We start from the raw sequence: 12086 nt of genomic DNA, 5'->3' as shown, positions 1-12086 counted from the left end.
CCGTCCGGAGTGGACAGTGCGGTCCTGGACCGGTTTTGCGCACGGGGTGCGGTTCGTCGACGCGAGGGAGGTGCTGCGCTGTGGTCTCGAACCTGGGACGGCGACTGAGCGGTTGCCCGTGGACTCCGTGCTGACCGGCGTTGCCTCGGTGCTGTTCGTCAGCCCAGGCTTGTCCGGTTCCGTTCTCGCCAGCGGCGCGGGATATGTGCTGGTGGCTGGCACTCCAGTCGCTTCTGGTGCCGTGTCCGGAGACGTCGACGTTGCCCGTGCTCGCTTCGGGTGGACGACGCGGCGGTTGGCGGCGATGCCTTCGTTCGCGGGGGACGCGTTCGCGGAGTTGCTCGCTGAAGTGCAGGCGGCATTGCGAGAGCTGGTGACCGATGGCGTATGAGATCCAGCTGTACTGCCGGACCGGCGGGCTCGACGCTGCTGTCGGGTTCGATGCGTTGACAGCGGGTCTGCCGGTCGAGGATCGGTGCAGCGGCGAAGGCTGGGTGTCCGCGGAGGCGGGCTGCCGGATCGAGTTCTCGGCAGGCACGCCGTTGGTCGCGGCGATGATCGCGGAGGCGGCACCGGACGACCCGTCGGGCCGGGTCGGCGCGGCTGACGCGCTGGTGACGCTCACGGTGATCGGTGACGACGAATGGCCGACGGTAACGGCGGTGTGGCGGGCGGCGAAGTCTTTGTGGGACGTGGTTCCGTACGACGACGGCTCCGGCTTCGCGGTGGACCTCGACGAACTGTGACTGTGGGGTCGGATGAGTTATATCTTCGCTGTCGGCGACGAGGTCGTTTGGAGTCCGTCGCTTCGGGTCGGCCGGCTGTTCGTGAACATGGCGGTGACGCTCGCGGACAACTTCGACCTGAACATCAGCGACGCCGGGCTGAGCGCGATGGCCGCCGACTACTACTACGTCGATCCGCCCCGGCTCGCCGTGTTCGTCCGGACGATGCTCGACGGCTCAGTCATGACTCATCACGTGTACCGGGAACTGGCGCGCGGGTTTCTCGGGGTCTGCCTGGTACTGCTGGAACGGTCCGGGATCCCGGTCGACGACGTGCCGCCGGACGTGGCTGGCAGCCGGGACTTGATGCGGAACATCCCGAGCTGATGGCGGCCGGAATGACTACGCCAGAGCCTGAGCGGCCCGTCAGTTTCTGGGATTTCCATCGGATCTCGGACATCTTCTCCTGGCCCACGCGCCGGAAGTCGCTCCCCGTGGAACGGCCGGACATCCCGTGGCAGTCGATCAAGGTCATGGCGGAATGGAGCGCCGACCCGCTGTGGGTCTTCGATCCGTACGCCCACGACGTGACCACCCCCGTCGACCCCGCGTCGCCGGAGCTGGGGCTGAGCGCGGAGCTGGCTCGCGACCTGTCCGCCTGGCAGGACGAATGGGAAGCCACGATGAACCACGACGACCCGGCTTCCTCCGCGTTCCCCTCGGCGGAAGCCGAGCGCAGCTTCGACGAGCGCGGCTGGGAACTCGCCCGGCGGGTTCGGCGGGAAGTGCCCGCGGAATGGGACGTTTCCTACTCGAGCCATCTGTCGAGCCGAGAGGTCTACCTCGACTGAGCCCGTTCAGTCCTCCACCGGCTTGGTCCACGCCACCTGCACCAGTTCCGTACCGTGCCGACGCGACACCAGCGTTCCCCGGCCCGCGGGCTGCGGCGAAGGCTTCACATCGCCCAGCAATGCGCCCTCTTCCTTGCCGCCGGACATGACCAGGCCTGGTGAGCCCAGTTCCCGCACCCGCTGGATTACCGCCTCGTACAGTCCCCGTCCGGCACCGCCGGAGGAGCGGGCCAGGATGAGGTGTAGGCCGATGTCCCGCGCTTGCGGCAGGAATTCCAGCAAGGGCAGCACTGGGTTCCGGCCCGCGGTGGCGACGAGTTCGTAGTCGTCGATGACTACGTACAGGTCTGGGCCGCGCCACCACGAGCGGTTGCGCAGCTGGTCGGGCGTGACGTCCGGGCCGGGGAGGCGGTTGCGCATCGCGGTCGCGCATTGGTTCACCAGGTCGGTCAACGTGTTCTCGGCGCCGGCATATCCGAGCAGGTGCGGTCGGTCTACCACGCCTAGCAGGCCGCGGCGGTAGTCGCCGACCAGGATCAATGCCTCGTCGGGGGTGTTCGCCTGGCAGATGCCGGTGACGAGCGCGCGCAGCAGCGAGCTCTTGCCCGATTCGACGTCGCCGAAGGCCAGGAAGTGCGGGTCCGTCCGGAAGTCCAGGTGGACGGGGCGCAGGGTGGATTCCGCCAATCCCAACGTGATCCGGCCGGACGGGGCGGCGGGAAGCGAGTCCAGCGGGACTTCCGGCGGGAGGAGGCGAACTTGAGGGGCGCGGGGGCCAGTCCAAGCCGCGGAGACTCGGCGGACCAGGTCCAGGCCGCCGGCGCCGACGGTTTCCGGGCGTTGGTCGGAGTCGATGCGCGGGAGGGCCGCGAGGAAGTGCAGTTTGTCCGCGGTCAGGCCGCGGCCGGGGCGGTCGGCGGGGACGTTTTGTGCGATCTTGCGGTCGATCGACGAATCCGCCGGGTCGCCCAGGCGCAGTTCGAAGCGGGTGCTGATGGCGTCACGCAGCTGCGCACGGGCGCCGATCCACTGGTTGAGCGAGACCAGGACGTGGATACCGAAACCGAGACCCCGTTGGGCGAGCGCGGTGATTTGTTCTTCCAGGCGTTCGTATTCGGACCGGATGGTGGTCCAGTTGTCCACGAACAGGAAGACGTCGCCGAACTCGCGGTCGTCGTTGCTTTCGGTGAACTCGCCGCGGCGGCTGCGGAAGGCGGCCATCGACTCGATGCCGTGCGCGGCGAAGAATTCTTCTCGCTGTTCCAGCAAAGTGACCAGTTCCGCGACGACCCGGCGGCAGCGTTGCGGGTCGCGGCGGGTGGCGTAACCCGAGACGTGCGGGAGGCCGGCGATCGGGGCCAGTGCGCCGCCGCCCATGTCCAGGATGAAGAACTGCACCTCGGCGGGGGTGTGGGTGAGCGCGAGCATCGCCGCGATGTCCTTCATCAATGTCGACTTGCCGCTTTGCGGTGCGCCGACGATGACCGCGTTGCCCGCGGCGCCGGAGAAATCCGCCCACAGCATGTCGCGGCGCTGTTCGAAAGGCTTGTCCACCAACGCGACGGGAATGGTCAGCTTGCCGTTGCCGCCCCAGCCGAGCGGGCACAGACCGCGGCGCGGGTCCTCGCCGATGGGCGGCAGCAGCTGGTCCAAAGTGGGCGGTTCGGCCAGCGGCGGCAGCCAGATCTGGTGCGCGGCCGGGCCGCGTCCCTCCAAACGGGACAGCATCGCGCCGATGATGGTCTCGCCGGTGCCTTTCTCCGGCGCCTCGGCGGCGGGTTGTTCGGCGACCGGGACCTCAACCGGGCCCAGGGTGAAGGGCAGCACGCCGAGTTGTTGTCCGTCCGAGCGCACGATCCGGCTGCGCGGCGGGAGTTCGCCGGAGACGTAAGCGGCTTTGAGCCGGATCAGGGTGTCGTTGTCGGACTTCAGGTAAGCCGATCCCGGTACCGGCGGCAGTTGGTAGGCATCCGCGACACCCAGCACCGCACGGCTTTCCGCGGCGGAGAACGTGCGCAGGCCGATCCGGTACGACAGGTGCGAGTCGAGCCCGCGAAGGCGGCCTTCCTCCAGTCGTTGAGAAGCGAGCAGCAGGTGGATTCCGAGGGAACGGCCGAGTCGTCCGATCGCGACGAACAGGTCGATGAACTCCGGCCGTGACGAAAGCAGCTCGGAGAACTCGTCGATGATCACCAGCAGCGACGGCAACGGTTGCAGCGGCGTACCGTCCGCGCGCGCCTTCTCGTAATCGCGCACCGACGCGTAATTCCCGGCCGCGTGCAGAAGTTCCTGACGTCGCAGCAGTTCGCCGTTCAGCGCGTCCGCCATGCGGTCGACGAGCGCGAGGTCGTCGGACAGGTTCGTGATCACCGCGCAGGTGTGCGGCAGGTTGGTCATGCCCGCGAACGTCGCGCCGCCCTTGAAGTCGATCAGCGCGAGGTTCAGCTTCTCCGAAGAATGCGTGACGGCCAGCGCGGTGACCAGCGTGCGCAGCAGTTCGCTCTTGCCGGACCCGGTCGCGCCGATCACCAGCCCGTGCGGGCCCATGCCGCCTTCGGCGGATTCCTTGAGGTCCAGGTCGACCGGGCGACCGTCGGGGTTGACGCCCAGCGGGATCCGCAGCCGGTCGCGCGCGGGGCGCGGAGCCCAGGTGACGGTCGGGTCGGTGTCGCGCGGGTCGCCGATGCCGAGCAGCCCGGCGAGCCCGAACGTCGAGGACATCGGCTGTTCGCTGACCACCGCGCCGCCTTGGTGCAGCGGCGTCAGCATCCGGGCCAGCGCTTCGGCCGCGCCGTGGTCGAGCCGGTCCGGCATGCCGAGGAACCCGAGCCGCGCTTCGGTGCCGTCGAGCACCACCATGCCGAGCTGATCCGGTGCGACGTGCAGGCTCAGCAGCCGATCGGTCGACGTCGCCCGCGGCTGGTCGCCGCCGATCTCCAGCACCGTGACGCCCAGTCGGCCGTCCTCGGCGAGCAGCCGCGGTTCGCCGTGGGAGTCGCCGCCGTCGACGACGAGCACGATGTGCGGCAGGTCGGCGGCGGCACCACGGCGCGAGAACGCTGGGCGGTCGCCGAGATCAGGGCCGAGCAGCTTCGCGAGTTCCGCGGCGCTGTCGGCGAACAATCGCCGCGGGCCGGTCGCGTCGGACAGCACCGGCGCGGTGGCGTGCGGCAGCCACTTCGCCCATTCCCAGTCGTGCGAACGGTCCGGAGCAACGCAGAACGCGACGCGCAGATCGGTCGGGGAATGGAAAGTCACCAGCTGCGCCAGCACCGCGCGGGTCATCCCGAGCACCTCGAACCGGCGCCCGGACAGCGTCGCGGCCGCGTAGGAGCGCAGCGAGATCGAAACTGGCAGGCCCTCGACGGTCGAGAAGGTCTGGATGAAGTGCTTGAGGTTGGTGGACGAAACGGGATCCAGCTCTTCCAGCGGCGCGATCTGCGGCGCGCGCAACGGCGTCGCGAGCGGCTGCGGGCCGGTGGCTGCGCGCACCATCGCGAACGAACGGTCGCCGCGGCGGCGGTCCCAGTGCTGGTCGGTTTCGACGTACGCCCACAGGTCGGCCGGATCCGGCTGCTGCGCGATCAGCGTGGCGCGCTGGGAGTCGGCGACCGCGCGCACGCGCGTGCGCAGGCCCGCGAGATACCGCTGGTAGTCGCGGCGCTCCTCGTTGATCTGCGCCTTCTTCGCCATGCCGCCGCGGCCGAGCGACATCACGATCATGCCGCCCATCGCGGTGACGAACAGCGCGCCGAAGATCCAGGTCATCACCCCGCCGTCGCGTCCGATGTAGACGAACGACATCGCGCCCATCCCGAGCATCATCGGCAGGAACATCATGAGCTGCATCACGCCGCCGGAGCCGCTCTTGGGCAGCATCGGCGGGGACTGCAGCATGATCTCCCCAGGCTGCTCGCCGAGCAGGCCGAGGCGGTCGCGGGGGGCACTCATGCCCCGTATTTTGGCCGTCCGCTGTCCGGTCGCGGTGGGTACTTTTGCCGTCCGCTCGCCCGGCGGCGCGAACTTACGCTCTGCGCTGACGCCCCGCACCGGTGCGTCGATCGCGGGAGAGCGGGAGGGAGCGCCATGGGCACGACCGGCGAGTACCGGGCCGAGCCGGAGGCCATGCGCTCCACCGTCGGCAACGTGGGCGCCGTCATCGCCCACGGCATCAACGCCGTCGCGGACCTGGAAAAACTCGTCCTGCAGCCGACGACGTTCGCCAGTTTCGGCAGCGTCGTCGCGGCGGCGAACGAGGCGCTGCACTCGCAGCAGGTGACCGCGGTGCGCTCGCTGCTGCAATTGCTGCAGGAGATCAACGGCCTGGTCAAGCACAGCGCGGACGCTTACCAAAGCGCCGACGAAGCAGTATCCGACGGCTACGGCGGCGGCCACGCGCAGTCCTCGTCGCCGTCGTTGACGTCAATCTGGGGAACACCGCACGCCGCACACCTGGCCGAGGCGGCGATCACCGACAGCGCCGGTGCGCACGGCGAACCGTCGTCGGTCGGCAACGTCCTGCGGTACCTCGGCGACGCCGACCTCGGCAGGCTCGCCGAGCATCCGCTCACCGACGCCCGGTTCCACGGCGTCGCGGACTTCAACGACTGGCTCGCCGGCGACGCCGACAACCAGGCGCGCGTCGGCCTGATCGAGGTCTACTCGGGCACCGCGCGCACCTTCGGCGACGTGCCCGGCGGCGTGCACAGCGGCGATGTCGTCGTGGTGGAACCGCTTCTGCTCGCCGACCAGCATCCGGTGATCGGCGTCGCCGGGGACGGCGGCGCTCTCTACAACCACGGCCCTGTCGATCCGGGCCTCGGCGGACTGGCCAAGGTCAGCGTGTACCGGCCCGCCTCCGTCTGACCCCGAACCCCGACCAAGTGAGGTCCGATGCTCTTCCCGAACTCCAGCGCGATGGACGCCACCGCTTCCGGCGGGGGCCCGATCACCGTGCTGCCGCAGATCGTCACCGGCCAGCCGGAGCAGATCGCGAAGCACGTCCTCGACCTGCTGCACAAGGCCGCTGAGCTGACCTCGCTCTACACCGAGCTCAGCAAGGCCGCCGACCAGCTCGGCAAGGTCTGGTCCGGCGGGGCGTCGGAATCAGCGCTGCAGAAGATCTCCCACTCGCTCGACCAGCTCACGAAGATCATCACCGTGATCGAGAAGGGCGCTGAACTGCTCGGCGTTTCCGGCACGCTGGTGAAGACGGCGCAGGAGGCGTACCGGTCGGTGGTCGCGGCGGTGAACCCGACCGTCGCGTCGCTCATGTCGAACTGGTGGACTTACGGGGCCGCGGTCGCGCTTTCCACCGCTACCAGCGCGACGCTGCGCGGATTCATCACCGCGGTCGGCGGGTTGCTGAAGGCCCTCGGCGCGGGCGACCTCGCGAACCAGATCACCCAGGTCGCGACGATCATCGGCGACCTCGAAAAGCTGTTCCACCACGGTTCTTCCGACGCGAGCGGTGCCGCGGGCAATGCGGCGGTCTCCGGCACGCCGGTCACCGCGCCGCAGATGCCCGCGCCGGTCGCGAGCGCGTCCGGGCAGGCGGCCATCGGCGGCAGCGGCGGGGGAGTGCCCGGCGGGAACCCGTCGTTCACGAACTACACGCCGCCCGCGTTGGCCAACGGCGGCTGGCCGACTGGCGGCGGTTCTGGTGGCTGGCCTTCTGGGGGCGGTGCGGGTGTGGGGGCCAATGCGGGGAACAGCTGGATTCCGGTGGACCACCCGGCTCCGGCACCGTCCCCCGCGCCTTCGGTGCCTTCGGTGCCGGGTCAGTCGACCGGTGCGCACGAGGTCGTGATCCACACCGACCTGAACACCGGGCAGTCGACCGTCGAGGCCCCGGCCGGGCAGGACGTGGACATCGATGTCGACGTCACCTACCAGGGCAAACACTTCCAGCAGCACGTCGACATCGACGCGAAGGGCGCGTAGCCGGTGGCCGTGGACGCGTCCGGAGTCGTCAGCTCGGTGCTGTCGAACTACCGGCAGGTGCTGGTCGAATACCAGCGCCGGGTCACGGGCGACCCGGCGGCGCTCGAAGCGGCGGCGAACCGCTGTGGCACCAACGCGTCCACGATCACCGGCAAAGCCACCGAAATCGCGGACGCTGCCACGGCATTGCACGCTGACTGGGACGGTGCCGCGTACACCGCGTACGCGACAGCGGCGGCCGACGTCGCGCACGCGTTGACCGAAGACGGCACGAAGCTGGCCGACCAAAGCAAGCGGTTGTCGATGGCCGGACAGCTGTTGCGGTGGGCGCGTTCTGGTGTTGACTCCGTCGCCGCGCAGTTCGATCAGTACGGCGCGCAACTGATCAACCAAGCCCGGTCGGCGGATCCGAACGCGGTGGGCGCTTTTATCGCCGCGGCAAGGGATTTGGGCGAGCAGGCGGTCGCGGCGGCCGGGCAGGTCGCCGACGAACTGTCGGACGCGTTGGCGGAGTTGTTCCCCGCGCCGTGGGCCGGGCCGATGAGCAAGCCCGGCAAGCTGGGCAAACGCGTCTACGGCCCGCTGTCGTGGGTGAATGGCGACACGCTGGACGGACGGAAGCGGCCGCGTTCGGTGCCGTCGTGGTTCGGCAATTCCGGCTGGAAGAAGCTGACCTGGAACGGGCTCGAAGGCACCCGCGCGCCGAAGAAGGCGGACACGCCGTTCGGGCAGCCGAAGCAGAAGAGCGCGATCGCCCGCGCCACCGAGATCACTTACCTCAAGACGGCGCACGAGCAGGACGGCTTCATTCCGGAGTACGACGGGAAAATCTCCTCGCAAGGCTGGGACGCGAAGGCGTCCGGCCACGCCGAGCTGGGGTTCCGGGAGGACATCGGGACCAGCGGAAGCTACGGCGTCGCGCACGGCAGCGCTCGCGGTTCGGCTTTCGCAGGCGGCGAGGTAAGCGGTTCCGCGCAACTCGGCGTACACGGGCTTGGCGTGCACGCCAACGCTTTCGCGGGCGGCAAGCTGGAGGGTCAGGTCGCGGCGGATGTCGCGGGGGTCGGCGTCGGCGCGAGCGGGAGTGTCCAATATGGAATCGGCGCGCAGCTCGACGGCCAGTTCGTATATGACAACGGGCATCTCAAGATGAACTTCAAGGCCGGTGCCGCGTTGGGGCTCGGGGCCGGAGTCGGTGCGAAGATCGACATCGACCTGCCGAAGGTCGGCGCGGCGGTCAGCGAATACGGCGGCGCGGCGGTCGACGCGGTCGGCGACGCAGCCGGTCAGGCGGCGGACGCGCTCGGCGGGGCTTGGGACGACGCCGTGCAGTATGTGGGTTCGTGGTGAGCGCCATGGCGGATCTGGTGACGCTCCCGCTGGGCTTCGACGTCCCGGAGGGCTGGACGCCGGTGCCGCCGATCGCACCCGGTCTCGTTTTCGTTGCCGTGCACCCGAATCCGCGGGCGGAGTTCACCCCGAACATCACGCTCGGCATCCAGCAGCGCCAGGATTCCCTGCCGATGAAGGACATCGCCGACGAGGCGGTCGAACGGCTCGGCCGGACGATGGCGCTGCTCGACGTCCTCGACCGCCAAGAGGTCGGCAGCGCGGTCGCGCCCGGCTGCACCCAGACCTTGCGGATGCGCACCGGAGAAGGCCAGGATCTGGTGCAGATCCAGGTGTTCCTGACCGTGCCCGGTCCGGCCGGACGGGTCGTGCTGGAACTGGTCTGCACGGCCGATCCGCAGGATGCGCGCACGCTCGTCCCCGACTTCCGGAAGTTCGTCGCCAGCGTGCACGTCCGCCGCGAAACCCCGCAGGAGAAGGAGAACGACGGTGACTGAACCGTATGCCGTGCCGGACATGGACGAGCTGCTCGCGCAGGTCCGCAAGCAGACCGAAGAGGTCCAGCGGATCCAGCGCACGGTCGAGGCGATGGAGGTCAAGGCCGCGTCGCGGCAGAACGAGGTGACCGTGACGCTGCGCGGCGACGGCCGGTTCACCTCCGTCGACATCGACCAGCGCGCGATCCGCGAGTACGACGCGCGCACGCTGTCGGAGATCGTCCTCGAAGCGGTGAACGCCGGCCTGCAGAAACTCGCCGAGGCGAGCAGCGCGAAGTTCGCCCCGGTGATCGAGGCGTCCAGGTCCCAGCAGTGAGCGCGCCGGCCGTCGCCGGGTCGACCCGGCGCGTCACGATCGTCACCCCGCGCGCCAGGGTGGACGTCGCGCTGCCGCAGCAGAGCACGTTCGCCGAACTGGTGCCGCAGCTGGTCCGGCTCGCCGGGGCGGCCGGGCAGGCGTCGGCCGAGCATCCGGGCTGGGTGCTGTCGCGGCTCGGCGGCGCGCCGCTCGCGCTCGGGCTCACCGTGGCCGCCGCGCAGGTGCGAGACGGCGAGGTGCTGCACCTGACCCCGCGCGAACGTCCGCGCGGCCCGCTGTTGTTCGACGACGTGGTCGACTCGATCGCGAGCGTCGGCGAATCCGCGTCGACGGCGTGGGGGCCGAAGGTCGCGCGGCGGTCCGGGATCACGGCGGCCGCACTGCTGTTGTTCGCGGGCGGGCTGCTGATCCAGGCGTCGCTGGCGGGCAGCGTGCTCGCGCCGATCGGCACCGGGCTGCTCGCGGTCGTGCTGCTGCTTGGCGGCGGCGCGCTGAGCCGCGCATACGGCGATTCGGGCGCGGGTGCGGCCGGTGCGCTGGCCGGGGTCGGAGTGGCGTTCCTGTCCGGAATGTCTTTGCTGCCACCGCATTCGATGTTCTCGCTCTCCGCCGGACCGCTTGCCGCGGGGCTCGCGGCGGTGACTGTTTACGGGGTGTTGGCCGCGGTTTCAGTGGCGGACCGGCTGCCGTTCTTCGTCGCGGTGGTCGGTTCGGCCGGGATCGGCGCGATCGCGACCGGCGTGGTGTTGCTGACCGGCGCGAAGCCGGTTGCCGCCGCGGCTGTCGCGGCCGTGCTGGCGACCGCGTTGGCGGCTGTCGCGCCGATGCTCGCGCTGCGGCTGGGCCGGATGCCGCTTCCGCGCGTGCCGGACGACATGGAATCCTTCCGCGCCAACGAACAGCCGTCGCTCGGCGCGGAAATGGCCGGGCGGACGACGTACGCGCAGGCGTTGCTCACCAGCCTGCTGGTGGCGCTCGGGCTGGTGGTGATCGGTTCGTCGATCGTGCTCACCACCGGCGGACCGTGGGAAGCCGGGCTGGCGGCGTTGGTCGGGACGGCGTGGATCCAGCGTTCGCGCGCGTACGCGGGACGCACGCAACGGCTGGTGCTGGTGGGTTTTGGTCTTGCCGCATTGCTGACCGCGGGTTTCTGGCTGATCGCGGAAAACCAGCGGATCGCGCTCCTCGCAGCCGGACTGGCGCTGGTGCTGGCCGCGGTGGTGTCCCTCTTCTACGCGACGCGGGTCGCGCGCGGGGTGCGGTCGCCGTACTGGTCGCGGTTGCTGGATATTTCCGAGTTCCTGGTGTTGTTGTCGTTGGTGCCGTTCGTGGCGTTGATCGCTGGGGTGTACGAGGCGGTCAGCGGGTGAGTGGGCTGGCGGCTTTGAGGGTGCGCAGGACTGGTGCGGTTTCGCAGGAGCGGATGCCGGGGAGTGCGCCGAGTTGGTGGGTGAGGTAGCGGTGCAGGGCTGGGGGATCGGCGCAGAGGGCGTGCGCAAGGAGGTTCGTCGGCCCGGTGGTCGCGGCGACGACGGCTAGTTCGCGGTGGGTGGCTAGTTCGGTAGCGACGGCGTCGAGGTCGGCGGGGGCTACGGCCATCCACAGCAGCGCCTGCGTGGTCGCGCCGAAGAGCCGGGCGTCGATTTCTACGTCGAAATAGAGGGTTTCCGCCGCGCGCAGGTCGGCGATTCGGCGGGCGACGGTTGCGGCGGACCAGCCGGTGACGGTCGCCAGCTCGGTCTGGCCTAGGCGGCCGTCTCGCTGCAACGCGGTGAGCAAGGGCTCGTCGGCGGCGGTCGCTTCGGCGGCCGTGGCGCGGGTTTCGGGTTCCAGTTGGCGACGTTGGGCGTCGGTGAGAACCTCGGCGCGGCCTTGCCAGGCGGTCGGCCCGCCGTGGTACAGGTGCAGCAACTGGTGCGCGGACACGGCGGTGATGCCGGTCGTGCGCGGGATGTCGTGGAGCAGCAGGCCGTGCTCCGGGGCGGACCCGTTGGCGGTGTGGACGATGACGCAGATTTCCGTACCGCCTCCGGCGAGCTTGACCCAAGTCGTGTCGGTGCGCCGGACCAGCGCGTCGGCGACCCGTTGCGCGACTGCCGGGACGACGGTGAGCCGCACGAGCCACTGCGTCTGTCCGGCGCGATGCGGTACGGCGAGCCCGACGACGCGCAGTCCGGCTTCAGCGCGCAGCCGTCGGTAGCGGCGTGCGACGGTCTGCGTCGAGACGCCCAGGACGGTGCCGATCCGCGCGAACGGGGCGCGGCCGTCGACCTGGAGTGCGTGGACCAGGGCGTGGTCTAGGTCGTCGAGCATGGCTTGATTCTGCACCAGACGGTCCTGATTGGAAGATTTCTGTTCCTTTGAGCCGGTGGCTGGAATCCTGTCTTGCCGCTGTCCAGGC

12 protein-coding genes are annotated in these 12086 nt (G+C 69.8%); 10 read left to right on the top strand and 2 right to left on the bottom strand.

All coding sequences use genetic code 11. The features are described 5' to 3' along the window. Positions 1 to 16 precede the first annotated feature (16 nt). Genes WA670_RS26645 through WA670_RS26630 form a run of 4 tightly spaced genes read left to right on the top strand, consistent with a single transcriptional unit; the run spans position 17 to position 1576 of the window. Complete coding sequence (locus WA670_RS26645) at positions 17 to 391, top strand: hypothetical protein (protein ID WP_037809586.1); 375 nt, start codon at positions 17 to 19, stop codon at positions 389 to 391. Then, positions 381 to 746, top strand: a complete 366-nt coding sequence (locus tag WA670_RS26640) for a hypothetical protein (protein ID WP_037809587.1) — start codon at positions 381 to 383, stop codon at positions 744 to 746. Before WA670_RS26645 ends, WA670_RS26640 begins: the two co-directional genes overlap by 11 nt. Before the next feature lie 12 nt (positions 747 to 758). Next, a complete protein-coding gene (locus tag WA670_RS26635; protein WP_051728689.1) occupies positions 759 to 1112 on the top strand; it encodes a DUF6086 family protein in 354 nt (117 codons plus the stop codon). 11 nt (positions 1113 to 1123) lie between these two features. After that, a complete protein-coding gene (locus tag WA670_RS26630) occupies positions 1124 to 1576 on the top strand; it encodes a hypothetical protein (RefSeq protein WP_336159210.1) in 453 nt (150 codons plus the stop codon). Positions 1577 to 1582: 6 nt separating this feature from the next. On the opposite strand, the gene eccCa is transcribed toward WA670_RS26630, so the two are convergent. Continuing rightward, positions 1583 to 5527 carry a type VII secretion protein EccCa gene (gene eccCa / locus WA670_RS26625; RefSeq protein WP_336159209.1) on the bottom strand — a complete coding sequence of 1315 codons (3945 nt, stop codon included), beginning with the start codon at positions 5525 to 5527 and terminating at the stop codon, positions 1583 to 1585. Positions 5528 to 5662: 135 nt separating this feature from the next. Here eccCa and WA670_RS26620 point away from each other — a divergent pair, with 135 nt between their 5' ends. Genes WA670_RS26620 through eccD form a run of 6 tightly spaced genes read left to right on the top strand, consistent with a single transcriptional unit; the run spans position 5663 to position 11055 of the window. Beyond that, a complete protein-coding gene (locus tag WA670_RS26620; protein ID WP_037809590.1) occupies positions 5663 to 6442 on the top strand; it encodes a WXG100 family type VII secretion target in 780 nt (259 codons plus the stop codon). A 27-nt stretch (positions 6443 to 6469) separates the two neighbouring features. Further along, positions 6470 to 7519: a WXG100 family type VII secretion target gene (locus WA670_RS26615; protein WP_037809592.1), complete on the top strand. Its 1050-nt coding sequence runs from the start codon at positions 6470 to 6472 to the stop codon at positions 7517 to 7519. Positions 7520 to 7522: 3 nt separating this feature from the next. Beyond that, on the top strand, positions 7523 to 8869 hold the full coding sequence (locus tag WA670_RS26610; RefSeq protein WP_037809594.1) for a WXG100 family type VII secretion target: 1347 nt from the start codon (positions 7523 to 7525) through the stop codon (positions 8867 to 8869). A gap of 5 nt (positions 8870 to 8874) precedes the next feature. Then, positions 8875 to 9366 carry a hypothetical protein gene (locus WA670_RS26605; RefSeq protein WP_336159208.1) on the top strand — a complete coding sequence of 164 codons (492 nt, stop codon included), beginning with the start codon at positions 8875 to 8877 and terminating at the stop codon, positions 9364 to 9366. Beyond that, positions 9359 to 9682 (top strand): YbaB/EbfC family nucleoid-associated protein, encoded by a 324-nt coding sequence (locus WA670_RS26600; RefSeq protein ID WP_037809598.1) that lies wholly within the window; start codon positions 9359 to 9361, stop codon positions 9680 to 9682. Before WA670_RS26605 ends, WA670_RS26600 begins: the two co-directional genes overlap by 8 nt. Next, positions 9679 to 11055, top strand: a complete 1377-nt coding sequence (gene eccD, locus WA670_RS26595; protein WP_037809600.1) for a type VII secretion integral membrane protein EccD — start codon at positions 9679 to 9681, stop codon at positions 11053 to 11055. The genes WA670_RS26600 and eccD overlap by 4 nt, the downstream gene beginning before the upstream one ends. Here eccD and WA670_RS26590 read toward each other — a convergent pair. Further along, on the bottom strand, positions 11045 to 11998 hold the full coding sequence (locus WA670_RS26590) for an AsnC family transcriptional regulator (protein WP_037810069.1): 954 nt from the start codon (positions 11996 to 11998) through the stop codon (positions 11045 to 11047). The genes eccD and WA670_RS26590 overlap by 11 nt on opposite strands. Positions 11999 to 12086 lie beyond the last annotated feature (88 nt).

The sequence above is a fragment of the Amycolatopsis sp. VC5-11 genome, assembly GCF_037034185.1.
GTDB classification, from domain to species: Bacteria; Actinomycetota; Actinomycetes; order Mycobacteriales; family Pseudonocardiaceae; genus Amycolatopsis; species Amycolatopsis nivea.
The sequence above is the reverse complement of the archived record's forward strand: the minus strand, read 5'-3'. Positions and strand labels throughout refer to the sequence as shown.